Source organism: Catenovulum sp. SX2, from assembly GCF_052056295.1.
Taxonomy (GTDB): domain Bacteria; phylum Pseudomonadota; class Gammaproteobacteria; order Enterobacterales; family Alteromonadaceae; genus Catenovulum.
Genome location: NZ_CP182494.1, coordinates 56,154 through 78,417, shown reverse-complemented (window position 1 = coordinate 78,417; position 22,264 = coordinate 56,154). Strand labels below are relative to the sequence as shown.

At 39.9% G+C, this 22,264-nt stretch carries 18 protein-coding genes; 5 read left to right on the top strand and 13 right to left on the bottom strand.

Annotated features, from left to right (window positions below; genetic code table 11):
- Positions 1 to 42 precede the first annotated feature (42 nt).
- The 6 genes from ACMZOO_RS17810 to ACMZOO_RS17785 form a co-directional block, all read right to left on the bottom strand.
- Positions 43 to 630, bottom strand: coding sequence for a Fic/DOC family protein (locus ACMZOO_RS17810; protein ID WP_440906580.1), 588 nt, complete (start codon positions 628 to 630; stop codon positions 43 to 45).
- Positions 620 to 775 (bottom strand): hypothetical protein, encoded by a 156-nt coding sequence (locus tag ACMZOO_RS17805; RefSeq protein ID WP_440906579.1) that lies wholly within the window; start codon positions 773 to 775, stop codon positions 620 to 622. The genes ACMZOO_RS17810 and ACMZOO_RS17805 overlap by 11 nt, the downstream gene beginning before the upstream one ends.
- A 148-nt stretch (positions 776 to 923) precedes the next feature.
- Entirely contained in the window at positions 924 to 1,073 is a 150-nt protein-coding gene (locus ACMZOO_RS17800) for a hypothetical protein (protein WP_440906577.1), read from the bottom strand.
- Between the two features lie 29 nt (positions 1,074 to 1,102).
- Positions 1,103 to 1,726 carry a putative glycoside hydrolase gene (locus ACMZOO_RS17795; protein ID WP_440906576.1) on the bottom strand — a complete coding sequence of 208 codons (624 nt, stop codon included), beginning with the start codon at positions 1,724 to 1,726 and terminating at the stop codon, positions 1,103 to 1,105.
- A gap of 15 nt (positions 1,727 to 1,741) precedes the next feature.
- Positions 1,742 to 2,869 carry an endo-1,4-beta-xylanase gene (locus ACMZOO_RS17790; RefSeq protein WP_440906575.1) on the bottom strand — a complete coding sequence of 376 codons (1,128 nt, stop codon included), beginning with the start codon at positions 2,867 to 2,869 and terminating at the stop codon, positions 1,742 to 1,744.
- 103 nt (positions 2,870 to 2,972) lie between these two features.
- Positions 2,973 to 4,646, bottom strand: a complete 1,674-nt coding sequence (locus ACMZOO_RS17785) for a carbohydrate binding domain-containing protein (RefSeq protein ID WP_440906573.1) — start codon at positions 4,644 to 4,646, stop codon at positions 2,973 to 2,975.
- A 261-nt stretch (positions 4,647 to 4,907) separates the two neighbouring features.
- Here ACMZOO_RS17785 and ACMZOO_RS17780 point away from each other — a divergent pair, with 261 nt between their 5' ends.
- Both ACMZOO_RS17780 and ACMZOO_RS17775 read left to right on the top strand, forming a co-directional pair.
- Positions 4,908 to 6,860: a sialate O-acetylesterase gene (locus tag ACMZOO_RS17780; protein ID WP_440906572.1), complete on the top strand. Its 1,953-nt coding sequence runs from the start codon at positions 4,908 to 4,910 to the stop codon at positions 6,858 to 6,860.
- A gap of 15 nt (positions 6,861 to 6,875) precedes the next feature.
- Entirely contained in the window at positions 6,876 to 9,749 is a 2,874-nt protein-coding gene (locus ACMZOO_RS17775; RefSeq protein WP_440906571.1) for a glycosyl hydrolase 115 family protein, read from the top strand.
- A gap of 131 nt (positions 9,750 to 9,880) precedes the next feature.
- Here ACMZOO_RS17775 and ACMZOO_RS17770 read toward each other — a convergent pair whose 3' ends face one another.
- Positions 9,881 to 10,927 carry a glycoside hydrolase family 43 protein gene (locus ACMZOO_RS17770; RefSeq protein WP_440906570.1) on the bottom strand — a complete coding sequence of 349 codons (1,047 nt, stop codon included), beginning with the start codon at positions 10,925 to 10,927 and terminating at the stop codon, positions 9,881 to 9,883.
- Positions 10,928 to 11,221: 294 nt separating this feature from the next.
- On the opposite strand from ACMZOO_RS17770, the gene ACMZOO_RS17765 reads away from it, so the two are divergent.
- The 3 genes from ACMZOO_RS17765 to ACMZOO_RS17755 all read left to right on the top strand — a co-directional run bounded on the left by ACMZOO_RS17765 (position 11,222) and on the right by ACMZOO_RS17755 (position 13,856).
- On the top strand, positions 11,222 to 11,953 hold the full coding sequence (locus tag ACMZOO_RS17765; protein ID WP_440906569.1) for an NUDIX hydrolase: 732 nt from the start codon (positions 11,222 to 11,224) through the stop codon (positions 11,951 to 11,953).
- A gap of 262 nt (positions 11,954 to 12,215) precedes the next feature.
- Positions 12,216 to 13,163, top strand: a complete 948-nt coding sequence (locus ACMZOO_RS17760) for a bifunctional helix-turn-helix transcriptional regulator/GNAT family N-acetyltransferase (protein ID WP_440906568.1) — start codon at positions 12,216 to 12,218, stop codon at positions 13,161 to 13,163.
- Positions 13,164 to 13,172: 9 nt separating this feature from the next.
- Complete coding sequence (locus ACMZOO_RS17755; protein WP_440906567.1) at positions 13,173 to 13,856, top strand: alkylmercury lyase family protein; 684 nt, start codon at positions 13,173 to 13,175, stop codon at positions 13,854 to 13,856.
- Between the two features lie 333 nt (positions 13,857 to 14,189).
- Here the strand turns inward: ACMZOO_RS17755 and ACMZOO_RS17750 are convergent, their stop codons facing one another.
- From ACMZOO_RS17750 to ACMZOO_RS17725, 6 genes are all read right to left on the bottom strand, one after another.
- On the bottom strand, positions 14,190 to 15,404 hold the full coding sequence (locus tag ACMZOO_RS17750) for a glycoside hydrolase family 27 protein (protein ID WP_440906566.1): 1,215 nt from the start codon (positions 15,402 to 15,404) through the stop codon (positions 14,190 to 14,192).
- A 139-nt stretch (positions 15,405 to 15,543) separates the two neighbouring features.
- A complete protein-coding gene (locus ACMZOO_RS17745) occupies positions 15,544 to 17,028 on the bottom strand; it encodes a beta-mannanase man5E (protein ID WP_440906565.1) in 1,485 nt (494 codons plus the stop codon).
- Positions 17,028 to 18,251, bottom strand: coding sequence for an AGE family epimerase/isomerase (locus tag ACMZOO_RS17740; RefSeq protein ID WP_440906563.1), 1,224 nt, complete (start codon positions 18,249 to 18,251; stop codon positions 17,028 to 17,030). The genes ACMZOO_RS17745 and ACMZOO_RS17740 overlap by 1 nt, the downstream gene beginning before the upstream one ends.
- Before the next feature lies 1 nt (position 18,252).
- Positions 18,253 to 19,437 carry a glycoside hydrolase family 130 protein gene (locus ACMZOO_RS17735; protein ID WP_440906561.1) on the bottom strand — a complete coding sequence of 395 codons (1,185 nt, stop codon included), beginning with the start codon at positions 19,435 to 19,437 and terminating at the stop codon, positions 18,253 to 18,255.
- Positions 19,438 to 19,507: 70 nt separating this feature from the next.
- On the bottom strand, positions 19,508 to 20,896 hold the full coding sequence (locus tag ACMZOO_RS17730) for an MFS transporter (protein ID WP_440906560.1): 1,389 nt from the start codon (positions 20,894 to 20,896) through the stop codon (positions 19,508 to 19,510).
- A gap of 212 nt (positions 20,897 to 21,108) precedes the next feature.
- Complete coding sequence (locus ACMZOO_RS17725) at positions 21,109 to 22,038, bottom strand: substrate-binding domain-containing protein (RefSeq protein ID WP_440906559.1); 930 nt, start codon at positions 22,036 to 22,038, stop codon at positions 21,109 to 21,111.
- Positions 22,039 to 22,264 lie beyond the last annotated feature (226 nt).

Here is a 22,264-nt window from a genome sequence, read left to right as displayed (position 1 = left end):
AACATTTTGTTGTCCAACCTCAGAAAGCTGACCAACACAAGGCTAAAAGTCTATTATAGCCAAACTCAATATATCGCGTAATCCGCGTAAATCACCTAGGTAGCCTTTTATATTTGCTTCAGTCCACTCTTCTTTTGATATGTCTGGCCAAGCGACATTGTAGCCGAAGTAAAAAAAGAGCTCTTCAAAGAAAAAACGCTGTGTTCGACCATTCCCTTCTCGAAATGGGTGAACTACATTTAATTCACAAAATATATCGGTTATTTCTTGTAAAAAATAAGCTTTGGTAGGTTCTAAAGTTTGGATTCGCACCAACTGCTTATTCGCTTCAGCTTCTATTCGTAGGCAATTACAAAATCGGGTATTGCCTTTGGATATGTCAACTGTCCTGATTTCACCAGCCCATTGATAAACATCTTGAAATAAGTGCCAATGCAGGTGCTTAAGATGGCTAAAATTGAACTCTGAAAGGGAATTTATCGTCGATGAATATTCGCTATATCTAAATGCAGTAAACTCTAACTCTGCATCTGATAGCTCATTTTGCGTTTTAATATTTAGCTTGTTGATCAATACGTCTGAATTAGAGTAGCAATAGCTATCCTGATTGACACCGTATTTATCTTGCATGCTTAGCTTTTAGCTCTTCGAGAGATTTACTCAAGTTTTCTTTTTTGAACGCTAAACCTTCATAACGAGAACTAATCTCAAAGTTACTCATTTTCGGAACAAAAGTTTTGGTTGATTGCGTTTTTTTAGCTGCTGTTTGAGCCATAACATACCTCCAATAAAACTGAGTTAATTATACGCCAAGGACACATTATGTTCTACATTAAGCATTAGATCGTTGGGATTCGCTTCGCTAGTCCCAATCTACAGTATTGCGCTTGTTAATCAATACGTTTGAATCAGGGTAGTAATAACTATTTATTAAAAATATCTACGCCCAATTGATAACCATGGTTGTATCCCCACACTGCTGCGGCAAGCATCATTACTACCACAGCTAACAAAACCAACTTGGATTGAAACAACAAAGTAAACTTAAAAAGTTTAATTTTAACTCCTTTCATCGAACTAACCTCCTTATCTCAGTATATTATTACCCCTGCTCGGCACAGCCCACACTGCCTTTTGGAGAAGCTGCAATGCGCACTTCACCTAAGTGTAGCTCAAGTGAGCCTGCTGTTGCCAAAGTAAATGGCCATTCAATATTAGACAAGTTAACGCCATTTTTGGTTAAACAGTTTAGCGGTACAGGCAATACAAACCATTGATCGCGTGGTGCATTTTTAAGGTTTTCAGCTATGTCTACTTGGCCGCCACAGTCTTTGCCACAGTTCACTTTAAAAAATACTTTGCTCGGTACTTTGTTGGACGTTACTTTAAGTGCAATGGCAAACTCTGCCGCATTTTCGTATTTAGATAAATCAACTGGGCTGCCATAAATAGTTGCGTTTACTTCACCTTGGCCTTTGCGCCATTTTAAACGCATAGCGCTAGGAATTTCTTTATCACCTGCTGGTTCAACTTTTAATGCGCCGCCTGGCGTTTGTCCGCCACTGTCTTCAATTGGTAACCACCAGTTGCCATCGCCGCGCAACACCCACGCCCAGTATTTTGGCGTTTCGCCATTTACAAAATAAAAAAAGTTGCGGTTTACTTCGGTGTTTGCGTTGGCAAAGGTGCTAAACAATATTGCCAATAACATACAGAATTTTTTCATATTTATTTCCTCTAACTAATCGTTATTAAGTGCTTGAGCTACACCTTGTAATGCTGGCTTTTCATTAAAGTTTTCATCGAACAGTAGCGGCCAATCTTCTTGGTCGTATAAATTTAAAATCCAGCTATCGGCATCGCTTATGCCCCAAATGGTAATGCCACCACGCTGCGCAGCAGGTACAGCTTCAAGGTAGGCCGAAACAATATCAAAGTATCTTTGTTGCTGTAGTTTTAATATGGCGTCAGACACTTGTTGATGTTGAGAGTTGGCATTCATGCGCACGTCCAACTCAGTTATTTTGACCTTTAAACCTAAATCGACAATTTTCTTAAAGTGGGCTTTGATAGTGTCATCACTCGGATATGAGCTAGTGACATGCATTTGAAAACCAACACCATCGATTGGAATATTGCGTGTTTGAAAGTCTTCAACCATAGCCACAACTGCATTAATTTTGCTGCTACTACTCGATAGGTTGTAATCGTTGTAATATAGATCTGCATTGGGGTCTGCTTGGCTTGCTGCAACAAAAGCTTCTTGTATAAATTCAGCACCAATATTTTGATACCAAACCGAGCCAGAATCACCTATGCTTCGATATAAACCATTGTCGAGAAAAGCTTCGTTCACCACATCCCAACTTTCTACTTGGCCAGCAAAATGAGTTGCGACCGTGGTTATATGCGTTTTCATCATGGTTAACCATTGTTGTTTGTCACCGCTGAAGGATTTCATCCAGTTTGGTACTTGTGAATGCCACAACAACACATGCCCATGAACACCTATGCCATTATTATTGGCGAAATTAATTAAGTTATCGGCATGGTTAAAACTAAATTGCCCTTGGTTTGGTTGCAGAGCATCCATCTTCATAATGTTTTCCGCGGAAATTTGCGAAAAATGCTGCAGGACTATTTGTTTGCGTGCTTCACTATTCAATATGCTGTTGGCATATTGGCCGGCCGGTACAGAAACACCTATTGGGAATTCAGCTAAACTAGATAAATTGTCAAAAACTACTTCTGTATCTTGGTTTTGTTGGTCTTTTTGTTGACCAGATTGACTGTTGTCGGTGGAATCTGAGCCCCCACCACAAGCCACGAGCAGTAGAGTAAATAGAGATGTAATGATAGTTTTTTTCATAAACATTGTTAACCGCATAAAATGTATAACAAAACTGTTTTAGTTAGATGAAAAACTTGCCTGCACCCTTATAGCAACAGGCAAGTTTATAGCCATTGAGTATTTAGTCGTTGGTTGCTGCAGGCATTACAATAAAATCGTCAATGTAATAACCAACATCGGCGTCACTGCTTTCGATATAAACAAAAATTCCAGTAACAGCAGCAGTTTCATCTTGAGCACTAACTGTGTAGTTGCCTGTTAGTTGCACCCAATCTGTATCTGTTGCATCAACGGCGGCCAATACCTCACCATATTTTGCATCAGCACCATCAAAGCTATATTTAATTGATGCCTTAATTGGTGCACTAGCTTTGTCGGCAAGTTTTACCCAAAAACTAAACTCATAGGTTTCACCCACTGTTAGGGTATTAACCAATTCAATGCCCGGCGCGTTCCAACCTGATGTGCGGCCTGTTGCTTTTAGCGAATGGCTGCCTACTTTGGCATCCGCTGCAGCTTCAATAGTAATACCGCCCTGCTCAGTCCAATCACCGACTGTGCCATCATCAAAACTTTGTGAATAAGTCGCTTGTGGTGTGTTGTCGACAGGTTGTTCTTCCACTGTTGCCGGCATAACCATAAAGTCATCAATTAAGTAACCAACGTCAGCGTCGCTACTTTCAATGTAAACAAAAATACCAGTAACAGCGGCAGTTTCATCTTGCGCACTTACTGTATAGTTGCCTGTAAGTTGCACCCAATCTGTAGCTGTTGCATCAACGGCGGCCAATACCTCACCATATTTTGCATCAGCACCGTCAAAACTATATTTAATTGAGGCTTTAATTGGGGCACTGGCTTTGTCGGCAAGTTTTACCCAGAAACTAAACTCATAGGTTTCACCAACTGTTAGTGTATTAACCAATTCAATGCCTGGTGCATTCCAGCCCGACGAACGGCCTGTTGCTTTTAGTGCATGGCTACCTACTTTGGCATCAGCTGCCGCTTCAATGGTAATGCCGCCCTGCTCAGTCCAATCACCGACAGTGCCATCATCAAAACTTTGCAAATAGATAGCTTGAGGCCCTTGTTCAACTAGATCATCTGTTTCAGTTACGACAAATTGATCAATTAAATAATCAACACCTGCATCTGGCCCTTCAACATATAAGAATGCTTCTGTTACTGTGCCGTCTGGGTTATAGGTGTATACCCCTGAAACTTCTACCCAATCTGTATCTGTTGCTGCAAACGCATCCGTTACGCCGGAATAAGTTGCGTCTGCGCCGTCAAAGCTGGTTTTCATTGTCATTTTGATATCAGCAGATGCTGTACCTGATAATTTGACCCAAGCACTAAATTTGTATGTTTTCGCTGCGGTTAATTTATCAGTCAATACTATGCCTGGCGCATTCCATGCCGCTGTTCTCCCAGATGCACTTAATGCATAAACACCATCTTTAGCGTCTTGCACTGTTGTCAGTGAAACAGGCCCTTGAGCTGACCAGCCACTTTCAGTGCCATCTTCAAAACTGGTTTCAAATACCACAGTTTCAGAGTTGTCATCACCACCTGTGTTGTCATCACCACCTGTGTTGTCATCACCGCCTGTGTTGTCGTCACCACCTGTGTTGTCATCGCCACCTGTGTTGTCATCGCCACCTGTGTTGTCGTCATTCGCATCATCTTGTACAACCTCTTTTGTCCAAGACGATTGTTCGTCTACTTCAATACTACAGGCTGCCAACGAGCCGGCAGCTAACATTATTAGTAAAAGTTTATTGAGCCTGAGCATGTGTAATCCTTAATATTATAGTCATTGACACTATTAACTAGTATAAAGATCAACAAATCTGGATGTCAATAATTTGTTATATCTTTTTTAACTATATCAACATAAGCAATACAGGTATTATTAGAATAAGTAAAATAGAAAGTCCGCGCTGATTAAATTTCATAATTGCACAAACAACTAACATAAAAGGCAATTTGTTATTGAACTGTAGCCTATCTTTCGTTAAATTAACCTTATTGTAAAAACAACAATATAATAAAAATGAATCCAATAGCTTTATTTAAAACTTTAGTTTTTGCCCACATTCTGGTTATTTTTCCAGCATTGGCACAAATTCATTTAGCACCACAATTCACATCATCCATGATATTGCAACGAGACAGCAGCAATACCCTTTATGGTCATTCAGATAAAAAGCAGAGGTTAATTGCCTATTTAGATGGTGTTGAATTTGCAGACCAAGAACTAGGTATAGGTGATTGGTCGATAGATCTACCGAGTCAAGATGCGGGTGGCCCTCACACAATTACCTTAAAAACACAGCAGCAAACCATTGTATTAAACGATGTTTTATTTGGTGATATTTGGCTGGCGTCAGGCCAATCAAATATGGAGCTGCCCATGTACCGAGTTGGCTTAAGGTACAAAACCGAACTCCAAAATGCGGATTACCCACAAATACGTCAATTAAAGATAAACAAACATTCTGCGTACCAAGCCCCGTTAAAGTACGTTACTGGCGCTAAATGGAGTAAAGCACAGCACAACGACCTAGCGCAGTTTTCTGCCGTCGGCTATTTTTTTGCAAAAGAGCTCCACCTAAAAACCGGTGTGCCCATAGGCATTATTAACAATGCATATGGTGGCTCTAGGGCTGAAGGCTGGATGAGTGAAGCGGCGCTCAAAGCTTTCCCGGATGATTTTCAAATCGTACAAAACAATAAAAACCCCGAATATATTCAAGCAATTGTTGATGAAGACAATGCTAAAAAGCAGCTTTGGTTTGATGAAGTTAATCAGCAAGATCTAGGTAAAAAGTACCAATGGCAACAACCGAATTATGACGATAACCATTGGCGAACTATGTCAGTACCCGGATACTGGGCCGACCAAGGCGCAGAAGATTTTAATGGGGTAGCCTGGTACAGAACTCAGTTTGAGCTAACCGCCGAACAAGCTACACAAGACGGTTTTTTAGAGCTCGGCCGTATAATTGATTCTGATATCGCTTATGTAAATGGGGTTGAAGTTGGCAGTGTTGGTTATCAATATCCACCTCGCCGCTACACTGTTGCTAAGCATATTTTAAAAGCAGGTACAAATACCTTAGCCGTTCGAATTGTTGCTCCTAGTGGCAAAGGCGGATTTATTCCAGACAAACCGTATAGAATCAGTTTCGGCGACAGCCAAATTAATTTAGCTGGCGTGTGGAAATTCCGTTTTGGTCATAAGATGAATCCAGCCCCTACAACCCGATTTTGGGCGCATATGCAACCAAATGCTCTATATAACGCTATGTTAGCGCCACTTAAACACACCAAAGTAAAAGGTGTTATCTGGTATCAAGGGGAATCTAATACCAGTGATCCGCAACAATATGCCAAAGTATTTCCCGCTATGATCGAAAACTGGCGTAAGTTATTTAATCAAGCTGAGCTACCATTTATTTTCACTCAGTTAGCCAATTATATGCAGGCAGACAGTGATCCATCTAATGCTGGTTGGGCCCAAACACGCAGTGCTCAAGCAACAGCCTTAAAACTTCATAACACAGCAATGATTACGGCTATTGATGTAGGCGAATGGAACGACATTCACCCTCTGAATAAAAAAGCGCTAGGCGACAGATTTGCGTTAGCCGCTCTAAATACAGTGTATGGTCATACAGCTAGCGTATATCAAGGGCCTATATTGAGTTGTGCGAGTTTAAATAAACAGCAGCAAATTGAGCTAACACTGGCGAACCCACAAAACGGTTTAACCTTTGTCGGTGAAAAACTTGACGGTTTTGCTGTATCGAACGACGGTAAAAATTATCAATGGGCAACAGCTGTTATTAAAGGCGACAAGATTATTTTAGCTGCGCCAAACACTGCAACAACACAATTTGTGCGTTATGCATGGCAAAGTAATCCAGCGCGCGCCAATTTAATCAATAACACGGGGTTACCTGCCTATCCGGCACAACTCACGATTTCTTCAACCTGTCATTAATTTTCGGTGAAACTTTTGAACCTATTAAAATTAGCCAAACAAGCTTGTTTATCTGCAGGTTTGTTTTTGTCGTTTGTACAAACTTTACACGCATTTGGCGTTGGACAATTTATCTATACAGATAAACAAAAAATTAAACCGCAGATGGAAATTGTTGGTAAAACAAATGCCAGCATATTCGTCGGCGCAAATGAAGATAAAGGCGTGCTTAGAGTCGCCCAAGATTTACAGCGCGATATCCTAGCAATTACTGGGCAAACGCTGAAAATAGAGCATGACTGGCGCAAGGTATCTGGTAACAGCATAATTATTGCCACTGTCGAACATTCTGACTTATTAAAGCAGCTGCAAGCCAGTTCTAAAATTGATTTAAGCTCAATTAAAAACCAATGGGATGGCTATCAGATTCAATTAATTGAAGATGTATCAACAAAAGTTGCAAAAGCTTTAGTGATCGCCGGCAGCAATAAACGTGGTGCAATTTATGGCACCTACGACATTAGCGAGCAAGCAGGAGTCTCCCCTTGGTATTATTGGGCGGATGTACCGATAACACAAAGCAAATCACTGCATGCAGCCTTGGCCAGTCCAATAGTTGAAATACCAAAAGTAAAATATCGCGGTATATTTTTAAACGATGAAGCGCCAGCGCTGACCAATTGGGTGAATAAAAACTTCGGCGGTTACAACCATAAATTTTACGTAAAAGTATTTGAGCTTATGCTGCGCCTAAAAGCTAACTACCTGTGGCCAGCAATGTGGAATAACGCTTTTGCCGACGATGATGTGCAAAATATGGTCTTGGCAGATGAATACGGCATAGTAATGGGCACATCGCACCACGAGCCTATGATGCGCGCGGATAAAGAATGGGATAGAGACGGTGAAGGTGAATGGCAATATTCAACCAACCGCCAGAATTTATATGACTTTTGGCAGCGCGGGGTTAAACGCAACGCACCGTATGAAAGTTTATACACTATGGGCATGCGTGGCCGTGAAGACAGTGCGATGCAAGAAGGCGAAAATATCAAACTGCTTGAGCAAATCGTCACGGATCAAAGACAAATATTGGCTACAACCTTTGCAGATAAAGCGTTAAGCGACATTCCACAAGTTTGGTGTTTGTATAAAGAAGTACAAAGCTTTTATGAAAAAGGCATGCGCGTACCTGACGATGTCACCCTATTATGGGCTGACGACAACTGGGGAAACATTCGCCGCCTGCCAACACAAGCTGAACAGGCAAGAAGCGGTGGTGCTGGTGTTTATTATCACTTTGATTATGTAGGTGGCCCACGTTCATATCGTTGGATGAATGTCACACCAATTGCAAAAATTTGGGAACAAATGCATCAAGCATATGTATTTAATGCTAATAAAATCTGGATAACCAATGTTGGTGATTTAAAACCTATGGAATATCCAACTGAATTCTTCCTGAAAATGGCGTGGGATCCACAAGACTTTAACCAACACAATTTGGATGAATATGGCATTGATTGGGCGACACGCTATTTCGGCAATACTTATGCGAAACAAATCAATGACATTATAAAAGCCTACACCCGACACAATCAGCGCAGAAAACCGGAATTAATGTCTGCTGATGTGTACAGCCTGCTCAATTACAATGAAGCTCAGCGAATTGAAGAAGAGCTAGATACTTATGTCAATTTAGCCGAATCTATCTATAAAAAACTGGCAGAAAAGCAAAAAGCAGCATTTTTTCAATTGGTGTTACACCCAATCAAAGCAACTTCGATTGTCTCAAAACTGTATTTTGCAACTGCGAAAAACCGTTTATATGCAAGCCAAGGGCGCAGTTATGCCAATGAGTACAAACAACTGGCGCAAGATTTATTTAAAGCCGATGCAGCATTGCAAAAACAATTTGATGCTTTAAACGGCGGTAAATGGCAGCACTTTATGGATCAACCACATATTGGTTATAACAACTGGAATAATCCAGCTGCCAACACCTTACCCCTACTCTACGATTACCAACCACACAATGCAGCAGAAATGGGTTTGGCTGTAGAAGGTGAAACTGACGCATTTCCACAAAAAGCTAGTTTCAATTTGAACTTTGATTCTGTGGCAAAGCAACAGCGAAAAATTGAGATATTCAACCGTGGAATATCTGACTTTAGCTATTCGATTAGCAGTTCTCATGGCTGGCTCAAACTGAATAAAACCCAAGGCAGCGTAAACAAACTTGATAAAGTCACAGTGGCTATCGACTGGTCAAAATTATCCCAAGGCACTCATAAAGCAAGCATTCAAGTAAAAGGCACCAGTTGGCAAGCGGCTCAAGTTAACATAACCGCAGTGAAACGTGCAGACAAAACAGTGACCACTGCGCAAGGTTTTGTTGAAGCCGATGGTTATATCGCAATTAATGCAGCTAATTTTACTAAAGCGACCTCAGCTAAAGGTTACAACTGGCAAGAAATAAATGGTTTAGGCCGCTGTGCAAATACCATTGCGGTTTTTCCAAAATCTTATGAAAGTTTTAATCCAGAGCAGCCACATCCTCAAGTAGAATATCCTGTGACCTTTTTCTCAACAGGTGAATTTGCAACCGAGCTACAGGTATTGCCAACGCTTAATTATTTCCCTGACAAGCCAATGCGTTTGGGGATTTCAGTTGATGGTGGCGCAATTCAACTAGTCGATTTGAGTTTAAATACCAAAATGTGGCAGTGGAATCAGGCCGTTAGCGAAGGCATTTTTAAAGTTAAAACTAAGCTTAAAATTACTCGGCCAGGACAACATATCATTAGACTACATGCATTGGATTTGGCGGTTGGTGTGGAAAAAATCATTATCAATACTGGCGATCTAAAACCGAGTTATTTAGGCCCGCAGCAAAGCATTAAATTATAAAAGTACAAATATTGAGATTAAAACTCTAGGTTTTAAAGAGCATAAAAAAACCGACTTAAACTCATTGGTTTAAGTCGGTTAACTAATACGACAGGTAATGAATGAAGTAACCTGAACTCTGAATAGGTAACTTATTTATACGGCTGAATCGTGTTGATTTTGCCGTTTTCCGCATAAGTTAACTCAGTCATTTTGACCGAACGTAAATGCGTTTGCCCGCCGGACAAAGTGCAATCATGATAAAACAAGTACCACTTTCCTTCATATTCAGCAATAGAGTGATGTGTTGTCCAACCCAGCACAGGCTCTAATATCACACCTTGATAGACAAAAGGCCCATAAGGTGAGTTTGACGTAGCATAAACAATTTTGTGAGTATCACCTGTAGAGTATGATAGGTAGTATTGGTTATTGTACTTATGCACCCAAGGGCCTTCAAAAAACCTTCTGTCAGCATCTCCGGCTCTAAGTAACTCGCCATTTTCATCGAAAATTTGTACATCTTTAACATCTTCAGCAAATTGCAGCATGTCATCAGATAATTTAGCAACTTTAGGTAAGAGTGCAGGCTCGTCTTCCTTTGGATATATGTCTTCATCTACATAATCACCCGTTGACCATCTTTGTAACTGACCACCCCAAATTCCCCCAAAATACGCATAATATTGATTGTCTTCATCCTGATAAATCGCAGGGTCTATACTAAAACTGTTTTTAATCGGCTCAGGTTCAGCGACAAAAGGTCCTTCTGGTGTATTACTAACAGCAACACCTAACCTAAAAATACCCTCGTGATCTCGTGCTGGAAAATACAAATAATACTGACCGTTCTTTTCTGCCGCATCAGGTGCCCACATTTGTTTTTCAGCCCAAGCAACGTCAGTTACATCTAACACACAGCCGTGATCTGTCACCTCACCGCCAACCTCAGTTAACGATAAAACATGGTAATCGCGCATAGCATATTGATCACCTCTATCGTTAATAGGCTCATCCGTTTCAATGTCGTGAGATGGATAAATGTAAATTTTACCATTAAATACGTGAGCGGATGGATCTGCCGTATAAATATGTTCAACTAATGGTTGCGCAATAGCGGTTAAGCCAGCAGCTTTTTGCAAATCTTGTTGTTGAACTCGCTCTGCATCGCTGATTATATCTAAGTTCTCTTTTAACATCTGTAACCTAATTTAATGTTATTAACCAGCCTTAAATTCACGCCTGATTAATCTCTACTTGCTGACTATTATAAAAACAAAAGATAAATAGTCAACTACACAATAAGATTAAAAATTTAAATTTGTTACAAGTAGAAGAAAATTTCCGATGAATTTAGCAAAATTTCATATGTTTTTAGCTAAATTAACTCTGCCTATTGCTTTAATTAGCTAAAGTGGACAAGTTTAATTGCCTAGCCCGCTATTTAACTCTAAAATAGTCATTTATATATTAAGTAGAATTCCCCAAATATAATGACAAATGACTCGCTATTATTAGCACCAGAAATGGACAAAGAAGAATTATTGCCTGACGATTGCATGAAGAATCTGTCAGTCGATAACTTAATTTACGCTATGGAAGACGGAAAATTAAAGGTGCTGTTAGCTAAATACAAACAAGGTGCAGCAGCAAATAAGTGGGGGTTAATTGGTCATTGGGTTAAACTCGACGAAGATATTGAAAGTGCTGCCCACAGGGTCGTCACACAAGCCACAGGTGTTAAAAATTTTCACCTCGACCAGCTAGCGACCTTCGGCAATGTTAAGCGCTACCCGCTACGCCGTATTATTACCATTGCCTATTATGCTTTTGTCCGCATGAATGAAGTAAATATTATTCATGGTGACAATACCCATGAAGTTGCTTGGTTTGACGTTAAACAACTGCCTGAGCTGATATTTGATCACAAAGAGATTATTTTAGCCTCGCTCGACCACCTAAAATATAAAGTTCGCCATGAGCCAATCGGCTTTAGCTTACTGCCGGAAAAATTCACACTACTGCAATTACAAGAAATATACGAAGCGATTTTAGATACCAAATTAGATAAACCTAATTTCCGCCGTAAAATTCAAAAAATGAATCTACTGATAAATTGCAAAGAAAAACAAACAGATGTAGCACATAGAGCAGCGGCATTATTCAGATTTGATATTAACGTATATGAAAAGCTAAAAGATTTTGGCTTTAATTTTGAGTATTAAGTAGCTTGGCAGTTTTCGTAGCTTATATCTGCTCCAATAGTTTCGGTGAATAAGTTTGGGCTGCTGCTGACAGGCAGATATGAGCGTTCAAGAGACGGTCGTTCTAACTCATTTTTGGACAAAAATGAGTTTGGACGAATGCGTGCTCTGTGCCAAATTCAGACGTTCCAGCAACTTCGATTAAAGCGACTTAAACTAAATAATTTGACAAGCCTCTCTTTTTTCATAAATATATACGTAACTGGTTACGGATATATTTATTATGAAGTCATTTAACGAATTAGGACATATCGCTCTAGGAACAGCTTTAAGGCAACTTGCAGCGCAAGTATCTCAAGACGCAGAGAAAACCTATGAGAAATTTGGATTCGATATTGAGCCAAAATGGTTCCCTGTCTTTTACGTCCTTGCTTCCAAAGGAGCAGAGTCTGTCGTGAATATTGCTAAAGAAATCAATCATTCTCACGTATCAGTCAGCAAAATAGTGAAAGAAATGAAAATGGCTGATTTGATTGAAAGCTATAGATCTAATGAGGACTCTCGAATAACTTTAGTTCAGTTAAATAATCGCGCAAAAGCTATGGTTCCTAATATGCAAAAGCAATGTGATGCAATTGATGTAGCGATGAAACAGCTAGAACAAGATGCAGGTGTTGACCTTTGGCAAGCACTAACTGTCATTGATAGGCATTTAAGGTTTCGCCCAATAAGTTCGCGAGTAGATGAGAAAATAGAAGATATCAGAATAGTTGATTACGCACCTAAACATCATGAGACTTTCAAAGCTTTAAATGTTGAATGGATTAGTAAACATTGGGAATTAGAAACGCCAGATTTGAAGGCATTAGACGATCCTGAGGGGTATATTTTAAATCAGTCAGGCTATATTTTTATCGCATTAGACAAAGGAAAGCCTGTTGGTTGTTGTGCATTAATTAAAATGGATATGGACGACTATGAGCTTGCAAAAATGGCTGTATCACCTACAGCGCAAGGCAAAGGAATTGGCTTACTTTTAGGTCAAAAAATAATTGAAAGAGCAAAATTAATAGGGGCGAAGCGACTTTATTTAGAAAGCAATTCTGTATTAGTACCAGCCGTCAGCCTCTACGAAAAGCTGGGCTTTAAACATATTGAAGGTGCTTCATCACCATATGACAGATGCAATGTACAAATGGAATTGTACTTGAGTAACAAGAGAACTAAATAGAGGTGATATATGGAACTGAATAATTCGACACTACATTACTATGTCATGAGCCATATCGTTGAATTTGGCTATGCTCCAAAAATTGATAGTATCGCTCAACACTTTAATACCTCTAAATTAAACACTGTTGAAGCACTAAAAACTCTTGAAGAATATCACGGAGTAGTATTGCACCCCAAATCATCCGAAGTTTGGGTAATGCACCCATTTTCGACTGCTCCAACAAACTTTTGGATTAACTCTAAAGGCGGCAGTTGGTGGGGAAACTGTGCTTGGTGCTCTTTAGGTGCAGCAGCTTTGTTAGATTGTGATTTAACAATCACATCAACTTTAGGCGGAGAAGCAAAACAAGTTGTTGTCGAAATAGTAAATGGTGAAATTATAAATAAGAATTTGTTTATTCACTTTCCCATACCAATGATGAATGCTTGGGATAATGTTACCTATACATGCAGTAAGATGCTTATTTTCGAATCGGAAGCTGAAGTTGATAGTTGGTGTAAGAAATACAATATGGATAAGGGTGATATCCAACCAATTACTAAAATCTGGGAGTTTTCAAAAGTATGGTATGGGAATCATTTAAGCCCTAATTGGGTTAAGTGGAGTGTAGATGAAGCTAAAGAAATTTTTGAACGATTTGAGCTTCAGCATTCTATTTGGAAAATGCCATCGAAAGCTGGGCGATTTTAGCTCTCAAATGCTTTGGTGTACTTTTTAGTGCAAAGCACAGCTGTGTGTATTCCTTCCGCATACGGCTTTTTTAATGCCTAGTGAATTAACGTTCAGTAGAGTTCGAATTCCTTGAATCACACCTTCAGTTACTGTCCGTTTATCGCTCAAAGCAGACCTTTAGAGTATTTACGTTAACTCATAATGGGGCAAAAATGAGTTAGAGCCGAACGTCCCAAAATGGCACATATGCGACTTTCAGATTTGATTGAGTCCAGTTAATCAAGTTAAGACTTATTCAAGTATATGGTAGCTCGCCAAGCAAGACGGACTACCATATTTAACTGATTAGATTTATTTAACCGGCGTTAAACGCAGTACTTGTACACCATGCGCAGGCAAGTCAATTTTTAGCTTTTTAGCTGTTGTGCCAGTACCTTTTTCCCACAAGTTACGCCAGTTAAATTTATTTTTATTAAAGTCGACATAGTGGCCGAATAGGTCGTCTTTATAAATATTAAACTGCCAGTCGTAGTTGTAGGTTGTTTTGTTATCTGAACGATTTAAAAACATAAAGGCCCACTCGCCACCGTCCAATGCTTTTACCCAAATTTCTATGTCACCATCATCAATAAATTTCATTGCTTGAATACCAAGTTTGTCTTGGTTTAATGCAATTATGTCTTTGTTGGTTAAAATCTCGCGTGTTTGTTTCGACATATTGCGCAAATCGTTACCCGCAATCAAAGGTGAAGCTAACATAGCCCAAATTGAAAAATGTGCTCTGTCTTCGTGGTAGCTCATGCCGTTGCCCACTTCCATCATGTCCATATCATTCCAATGACCTGGGCCTGCGTATTTACGCAGTTTGTTTTGCATATCTAAAATTGGCAATACCCCCCAAGAAGACCATGAGCCTTGTTTCTTTTCACAGCTCCAACATGGATAGATATCACCCGTTGTACGCCATGAGTGGCCTATGTCTTTTGCCCATTCCCAAGGCTTGTTGTCGCCCCATTCACAAATACTAAATAAAATTGGACGCCCAGCTGAATATAAAGCGTCGCGCATTAAAGTGTATGCACCAATTGGATTAACGTTCTCAGTTGCACACCAATCATATTTTAAATAATCGATTCCCCAACGAGCATAAGTCAGCGCATCTTGATATTCGTAACCGCGACTACCGGCGCGACCTGCGCAAGTTTTTGTGCCTGCATCAGAATAAATACCTAATTTTAAACCTTTGCTGTGTACATAATCAGCCAAGGCTTTCATACCTGATGGAAAGTGCTCTTTGCTCTCTTGAATAAAACCATTTTCATCACGCTCACCGTGCCAACAATCATCAATATTGATGTATTGATAACCGGCATCGCGCATGCCTGTTGCTACCATGGCATCGGCCATTTCTTTGATCATGTCTTCATTCACATCACAGTCAAAGTTATTCCAACTGTTCCAACCCATTTGTGGGGTCAGAGCTAAGTTTTCAAACTTTTTCGCATTTGCCGTAAAACACAGTAATGCACACAGCAAAACCGTTATTTTTGTCACCATGTTTTTCATATAAACCTCTAATTATCTATTTTTTGTTTAAGTACTTGTGCAATTTTAGGTAAACGTTATACCCGCAGTTTCAAAAAAGGCCCACCAACTAAAGATGGGCTAAAAACATGGGTAAAACGGCTACCTAGTCAGTCGAATTTTAGTTACATTTCCCGATGTGCTGACTCGTGGTAAATTTTTGTACATTTGAAGCAGGTGATTCACCCGATTCATTTTGCGCAAATACTCGATAGTAATAGGTGGCATTTGCTTTTACGCTGTCATCACAAAATAAAGTATCAAAGCGTGGATCAAACTTGTGTTTACCATCGGACAGACCATTCGCTATGGTTTTCCAACCTGAATCCATACTGGTTGAGCGTTCAATGCGATAACTTCGCCCTAAAGGTGCGCCCATCCAACGAACATCTGCAACTGAGTTAATTTCACGTAATTTAGGTGCTTCTGGTTTTGCCAATGGCAAAAGCTTTTCGCCCATCATTTGCGCAGCAGCTTTACGGGCAATTTCTACTACGGCTATTTCTTCGTTAAAATCGCCTTCTTTAAACCCAGGTAGATGATAACTATAGTATTTTGAGCCACCTTCATTGTGCCAATAGAATCCACCATTGTGCCTATGGCCTCGAAAACCCCAGATAAACGCGCCAACGGCTTTTGCACCTTTGTATTCAGCGTTAACCGCAGCATCCATAATTGCTTGTAATTTGTCTGACGGTTGCAAGCCAAATTCACCAATTAAATAAGGCTTTTGGCCGTTAATGGTTTTTAAATCCGCCAACACAGTTTCAGGACTGTTGTTGCCAACATTGGTGTAATAGTGGTTTGAAACCATATCAACATTTGGGTCTTTCAACGCAAAGTCATTAATCTTGATGTAAGTGCCATCCATCACCAGTTGATTTGGCGCCAATGCCTTAATAAAAGCTGAAGTTTTGGCTAAGAACAACTCATTGGTATCTTTTAGCTCATTACCGGTTTCCCAAATCATTATGGCTTTTTCTTGATTGTATAAACGTCCGGTAATCGTATTGCGACGGGTGACAACTTGGCGAATAATATGCTGATAAGCTTGATATGTTTTGCTGTAAACATCGTAAACAGCATCTTCTGGCTCGCCATAAAAGTCAGCTAATTGTTCGCGGCCGCCCCACCATTTCCAGTGGTCGATAAAAGGTAAAATCAAGCGCAAACCATGTTGATCCGCTAGAGCTATCATACGGTCGTAAACAACCATAGCTTGTTCATTTAGCTGTGGCATACCACCTTTTTCTGTTGGTGCTAAAATGTGCGTTTCACGGCCACAAGCTTTGTCGGCAGCCTGTTCGATAGACAACACATACACTCGCATAGCTTTTTGGTTTGTCCCAACTATGGCTTTAATCCAGTTTTCTTGTTCATCGGCAGTTGGCCATTTAAAGTGCTGCCCCCAACCTCTGGGGTCGGCTTTACATACACCTTTTGCATCATCTTCGATACGGTGTAATTCAGGGGCATGAATACCGGCAAACCTAAACACTTTGTCACCGTCGTACAAAGTATGGCCTTTACGGCTGATAAAGTTGTCGAACGCCATTACCGAGTTAGACAACAAGGCACCAATAATTAATACGGATTTAAATTTCATTAATGAGTCTCCAGTTTGCCGCTAAGCACTTTGATAACTTCCATCATGGCTCGGCCATTGTGATACGGCGCTTTCCAAAATCCAGCTTTGTATGTGTCGTAGTTTGTATCTTGGTCGCATTTAGCTAACCAAAACCATTCACCTAAGTTTTTATCTATGTGTTGCTGCTTGGTAAAAGCCCACACATTGTCAAATGCAGTCCAAAAATCAGTGTTACCGGTTAACTGATAGGCATATAAAAAACCGACTAATGCTTCTGCCTGTACCCACCAACAACTTTCTTGATGTTTATGTTCACCAGCAAATTCAAATTCGTCGCATACTTGCCCTTGATTGCCAATGCCTTCAGCTAAAGTGGTTTCTGCCATTTTGATCACTGTTGGTTTTACTTGACTGGAGATCAGTGAATCGTCTAGCGCAACTAATGCTTCGTATAACAACCAGCTACATTCGATATCATGGCCATAAGAAAATGCACGAGAGTGATCATTCCAATCAACATCCATAAACAAACGTAGGTGATAGTTGTTTTTGTTAATAATAGTGCTATCAAAAAAGTCGATTAACCTGCGTAATGCTAATGCACTTTCAGCTGTCGGTTTTACCATATGCAAGGTCGCAAAAGCTTCCATTACGTGTAAATGGGTATTTTGAGTTTTTGGCAAATTGTCGTCTTTGTCACTCAAACGCATATCGGTAATTTCATGCCATTGGCGATCAAAAGCCTCTAAATAACCACCTTTTACATCGTCATGGCAATGTTTTTGTAGCTGAGCAAAATATTCATATGCTAAATCTATCGCCTCTTGCTCTTTGGTTAATTTGTAATAAGCACTTAAACCATATATCGCAAACGATTGGGCGTAAGTTTGTTTTTTACTGTCTGCTACACTGCCATCTGCGTGGAGCGACCAATAAACACCACCGTACTCTGCATCATTAAAATAAGTTTTAATGTATTGATAAGCACGTTTGGCTGCGGCTTGATATTGAGGTTTATCAAGGTAATGACACACTTCGCTGAAAAACCACAATATACGGGCATTCATTACAATGCCTTTTTCTGCGCTAACGTCTGCACTGCCATCTGCATTAACTTGTCCATAAAATCCGCCATTTTCTTCATCAATCGCGTATTTTATCCACCAGTCGGCAATATTGATGAGTTCACTACGGAACTCATCAATTAGGCCATTTACTTCAGGTTTTAAAAACACTGACATATTATTTAAGCCCTAAGGTTTCTAATACGGCTAAGTTACTATCAATTAACTTGTTGCGCACTTTTACCGATTCGGCTGAGCGCAGCCCGTCTGCTGGGGTATTTTTCACATAATCAACTAACTTGCTGACAGTTGTGGTGGCAACATGCATACGCGTATCTGAAGAAGCGTAATAAATATTGACCTCTTCACCCTTTTGCGTCCAGCCATTGGCAAACACCACGTTAGAGACATCACCTACGCGCTCTTCCCCTTCAGGTGCAATAAAATGGCCTGCTGGTGCGTGCGTTACCACCCAAGGGCGCTCTAACTCTGTCATGAACATATATAAAACGTAACGCAAACCAGCGGCAGTATTACGCACACCATGCGCCAGATGTAACCACCCATCAGCGGTTTTAATTGGTGCAGGGCCTTGGCCATTTTTGATTTCTTTGATTGTGTGGTAAATCTTATTATCAACAATAACTTCTTGTTTAACTTCGGCATTTTCCATTGATTCAGCTAAACCCCAACCTATGCCGCCGCCTTTACCTACGCTGATAAAACCGTCTTGTGGGCGTGTATATAAAGCGTATTTACCATCAACAAACTCTGGGTGTAAAACGACGTTACGTTGTTGACCCGAATAAGTAATTAAGTCTGGCAGTCTTTGCCAATTAACTAAATCTTTAGTGCGAGCAATACCACATTGAGCTTCGGCTGCGGATAAATCATCAGGGAAGTCTTCGTCTTTGCGCTCAGTACAGAACAAACCATAGATATAACCATCTTGATGCTGAGTTAAACGCATGTCATACACATTTGTGTCGGGACGGTCAGTTTCAGGCATAGTAATTGGGCGATCCCAGAACTTAAAGTTATCTACACCGGTTTCACTTTCGGCCACAGCAAAAAATGATTTACGATCATCACCTTCTACCCGCACAACCAATAAATATTTACCATCTAAATAAATCGCACCTGAATTAAGAGTTGCATTGATGCCTTGGCGCTCTAGTAATTGTGGATTTGTTGCTTCATTAAAGTCAAAACGCCAGTGAACAGGTACATGCTCACGGGTAATAATAGGATTTTGCCATCTGCTATAAACTCGGTTACCACCCGCTTTTTTTGCGTTTGGTTTAGTTAATAAACTTTGTTGCGCTGTAATTAACGCTTTAACTTTTTGCAAATGTGTAGACATTAAAACCTCCGAATACCGGTTACATTTTTTAATAGTAACCGAACAAAATAAATAAGCTAGTGAATAATATTTAACTTTCTGAACGTCTTAAACCAAGATCTGTATTAACTTTGGCCATATAGTCGTCAGTTAAGCGATAGAAAATCATAAATAATGCTGAAATCATTGCGCCGACAGCTGGGATAAAACTCACCATATAACGCAAACCTTCTTTGGCAAGTTCGGTTTGTTCGGCATTTGCCACATAACCAAAATACGCTAGAGTCCAACCTGTCAGTGCACCACCTAAAGTCCAACCCATTTTTTGTGCGAACGAAGATGAAGAAAATATCAGCCCAGTTGCACGGCGGCCGGTACTGTATTCTGAATAATCGGCTATGTCTGCGTACATAGACCACAACAGCGGGAAGATTATGCCGGCACATGCGCTGATCAATACTTGTAAAAGTAAAATTAAACCAATTTGCTCAGCGGTTAAAAAATAAAACACACTGCTTAAAATAGCCGCTAAAAACATTGCATACATAAAGGTATTGCGTTTGCCAATGCGTTTCGCAATTGGCTGTGCTAATACCACACCGATAATATTAGATGCTTGACCTAATACTAAATAGACAGTGGTTAAACCAAAACTTAAGCCAAACAAACTCCACTCAGGCGATTGAATATAATATTTAAAATAATAAACCGACGCACCATCACGCATACTATTAAAGATGAGGGTTGCTAACGCAGCGCCAAGTAAAATAAACCAAGGTTTGTTATTGGCTAAGTTAGCAAAGTCTTTTTTCAAATTAGACTGTTGTGAAGCTGGTGGCGCAATGCGCTCTTTGGTCCAAGCGAAAGTGAAATAAAATAGCACCGCAGCAATACAGCCATACACCAACATAGTTAACGACCAACCTGTTTGTGGATCGGCCACCTCACCAAAATGTGTAAAAAAGTTAGTTAATGGGTCAACCAAAATAAAAGCAAATATGCTGCCAGCAAATGCAAACACCATTCTAAAAGATGCAAGTTGAGTGCGGTCGTCACTGTTAGATGACATAACGCCTAATAAAGAAGCGTACGGCACATTCACTGCTGTATAGGCCATCATCATTAACGTGTAAGTAATATAGGCATAAACTAATTTAGCGTCTTGCGACCAATCAGGTGTAGTAAATGTCAACACACCTATAGTGGCAAATGGAATAGCGCCCCACAATAAATACGGACGGAATTTGCCCCACTTAGTATTGGTTCTATCAGCAATTATGCCCATTACCGGGTCATTTGCTGTATCCCAAATACGGGTTAATAAAAACATAGTGCCAACAGCTGCAGCAGAAATACCGAACACATCTGTGTAAAAAATCATTAAATACACAGAGAACATTTTCCAAAACATGGATGAAGCAAAATCGCCAAATCCATAACCAATTTTTTCTTTCAATTTTAAATGTTGTGATTCATTCATAGATATATCTGCTACTCATGTCTGTTAAATCTCTCAGTAGATAAGAATACTGAAACAAACTGTATCCGGTTACATTTAAAGAAATATTAGCACAGTAAATCCGTTAAGTAATAATGTTTTTTGCAAAAACAAACATTTTTTTAACTTAATACAGGTTCACAGCCGCTAGTTAACTTGTGAAACCAAGCGAAAATTAATTTAAATATAATTGGTTAGGGGGTTTGTGGTGGCAGAACGTTAATATAATGTGTGCGCAGCGATTTGTTGTACACTTTACTTATATTTTGAAAATTAAACTCAGCCCAGTGTTTAAAGTGTAAAATTGTTTCATCTAAATTTTCTGGTGTTGCAGCGACGAGTGTTAAAGGTATTTCACGTGTACCGTTTATGTCGGTAAAGTCATGTTTGTAATAAGCATCGTGCAATAACACTAAAGCCAGCGCACCTGTAATACTATGCCCTCCTACTGCAACCTTTAATCGTTCTGCCGACAATTGCGCCAATGTTTCTTCTGTCCAATTAAAAGTCCCAATTTTTGGCCCAGCACTCAGTTTGGCTTCTGCAACCGCTTTTATTGCACCCGAGGCAAGCCTGTGTCCCGCAGTCCAAATGGCGTTAGTATTTTTATATCTGTTTAGCAGTTTCGATGTTTTGTAATAACCTTGTTGTTCAGTCCAATCAGTCGGCACAATTTGGCTCAGGATAATGTTATGTTCGGCTACATAATTTCTTAAACCATCTACCCTATTTTCGCTTTCACTGTGCATATTACTACCAGCTAACGCCATCATATTTACATTTTCATTGTGCAAATGTTGCGCGAGTAAATAGCCTGCTGCTTTGTTATTGCCGTACATATGGCCAAACCAATATTTAAACTTTTGTTGTGGTTGTTGATAAAGCATTTTTTCGGCTGGTGGTATTTCACCAGAAATAATAAATGAGTGGATTTTTAAAGCTTCGAGTGCTTGCAAGGTATTCAGACTAACTTGCACAGGTAAGGGAGTTAATATTACAAAGTCTGGTTTTTGTTGGAGTTGTCGAATGTAACGGACTTTATCTGGTTGCTCACGAAAGTTATTGTCGTGTGAGTCGTAAAGTGTCACTAAATTAACCTTCAGATCTTTCGCGGCTTTTTCCATATACAGCTGCACTTCACTCCAATAGGTGCAGGCTGTGTCTTGTTTGCATGGCGACAAATAGACTATGTTGACAGCTTGCGCTACCTGAGGGCAGATCAAACAAAACAAAAAAATGAACAAAGACGGTTTCATGAGCAAACAAATAAACTGTTACAATGTGTTCGTATATTAATTAAGTGTAGAATGCTTTACTAACTTAACAATATTCCTCGGTAAACCCAACCTT

Coding starts and splice junctions, on each gene's coding strand:
- ACMZOO_RS17810 (WP_440906580.1), bottom strand. CDS start 630: ATGCAAGATAAATACGGTGTCAATCAGGATAGCTATTGCTACTCTAAT.
- ACMZOO_RS17805 (WP_440906579.1), bottom strand. CDS start 775: ATGGCTCAAACAGCAGCTAAAAAAACGCAATCAACCAAAACTTTTGTT.
- ACMZOO_RS17800 (WP_440906577.1), bottom strand. CDS start 1,073: ATGAAAGGAGTTAAAATTAAACTTTTTAAGTTTACTTTGTTGTTTCAA.
- ACMZOO_RS17795 (WP_440906576.1), bottom strand. CDS start 1,726: ATGAAAAAATTCTGTATGTTATTGGCAATATTGTTTAGCACCTTTGCC.
- ACMZOO_RS17790 (WP_440906575.1), bottom strand. CDS start 2,869: ATGAAAAAAACTATCATTACATCTCTATTTACTCTACTGCTCGTGGCT.
- ACMZOO_RS17785 (WP_440906573.1), bottom strand. CDS start 4,646: ATGCTCAGGCTCAATAAACTTTTACTAATAATGTTAGCTGCCGGCTCG.
- ACMZOO_RS17780 (WP_440906572.1), top strand. CDS start 4,908: ATGAATCCAATAGCTTTATTTAAAACTTTAGTTTTTGCCCACATTCTG.
- ACMZOO_RS17770 (WP_440906570.1), bottom strand. CDS start 10,927: ATGTTAAAAGAGAACTTAGATATAATCAGCGATGCAGAGCGAGTTCAA.
- ACMZOO_RS17765 (WP_440906569.1), top strand. CDS start 11,222: ATGACAAATGACTCGCTATTATTAGCACCAGAAATGGACAAAGAAGAA.
- ACMZOO_RS17760 (WP_440906568.1), top strand. CDS start 12,216: ATGAAGTCATTTAACGAATTAGGACATATCGCTCTAGGAACAGCTTTA.
- ACMZOO_RS17755 (WP_440906567.1), top strand. CDS start 13,173: ATGGAACTGAATAATTCGACACTACATTACTATGTCATGAGCCATATC.
- ACMZOO_RS17750 (WP_440906566.1), bottom strand. CDS start 15,404: ATGAAAAACATGGTGACAAAAATAACGGTTTTGCTGTGTGCATTACTG.
- ACMZOO_RS17745 (WP_440906565.1), bottom strand. CDS start 17,028: ATGAAATTTAAATCCGTATTAATTATTGGTGCCTTGTTGTCTAACTCG.
- ACMZOO_RS17740 (WP_440906563.1), bottom strand. CDS start 18,251: ATGTCAGTGTTTTTAAAACCTGAAGTAAATGGCCTAATTGATGAGTTC.
- ACMZOO_RS17735 (WP_440906561.1), bottom strand. CDS start 19,437: ATGTCTACACATTTGCAAAAAGTTAAAGCGTTAATTACAGCGCAACAA.
- ACMZOO_RS17730 (WP_440906560.1), bottom strand. CDS start 20,896: ATGAATGAATCACAACATTTAAAATTGAAAGAAAAAATTGGTTATGGA.
- ACMZOO_RS17725 (WP_440906559.1), bottom strand. CDS start 22,038: ATGGAAAAAGCCGCGAAAGATCTGAAGGTTAATTTAGTGACACTTTAC.